Source organism: Bathymodiolus azoricus thioautotrophic gill symbiont (assembly GCF_001298715.1).
Lineage (GTDB): Bacteria > Pseudomonadota > Gammaproteobacteria > PS1 > Pseudothioglobaceae > Thiodubiliella.
In genome coordinates this window covers 1-801 of sequence record NZ_CDSC02000086.1, presented here as the reverse complement: position 1 = coordinate 801, position 801 = coordinate 1, and the positions used below count along the sequence as shown (strand labels likewise).

The window sequence follows — 801 nt, the reverse complement described above, 5'->3', positions numbered from 1 at the left end:
AAACAATCATTTTTACGCCAACAATATTGATATTAATGCAGGGAAAAAGGTAGAAATTTCTGTTCAATCTATGGGGGCTAAGAACAATTTAAATATTACAGCGAATGATTTTATTAGTGATACCGCTCAACAGGGCGGTGTTCGTTTTGCTAAAAATATCAATATTAATGTGATTAATGGCACTTATGAGGCTTTAAACATGGTTCAATATATTGCCAAAGAAAATATTGATATTAAAGCGACAAGCGTTAGTATCCAAGGGGCAGATAGCGATAACAGGGTTAAATTGAATGTCAATGAGGGTAAGTTAAGCATATCGAGTCAATCGGTGGATATAGATAATGCATTTTTGGGCACCAAAAAAAATATCCAAATCACAGCACCAGATGATTTGCAAATAGGGAAAGATGTCAAGTTAAGTTCTCAAGAGGAAAATATCACAATAAATGCAGGTCAACTCACTTCTGAGGGTATGTTGTTTGCCAATAAAGACATAACGATTGAGGCAACCAAGGTAACTAATAGTGGCAATATGTTTGCTACTAATCAACTGGCTATTAATGCTACTGAGTTTGACAATCAGAAAAACATTTTTGCTGATGAAGCAGTGCTGAGCATAGGCAAGATATTAACAAATGCAAAGGGTGCTCAGATCCTTGTTGACAGTCGACTCGTTATCAATACACTGGCAGACGGGATTTTAGCGGTTATTAACGCAGGATTGTTGGCATTGAAAAGCAGTTTAAATATCACCTCTACTAATGGTACTACTCAATCCACGCCATCAACAGGCAGTTTAAC

1 protein-coding gene is annotated in these 801 nt (G+C 36.5%); it reads left to right on the top strand.

From position 1 onward, the window contains the following. A partial coding sequence (locus BAZSYMA_RS09795; protein WP_195910047.1) for a hypothetical protein occupies positions 1–801 on the top strand: 801 nt, incomplete at both ends.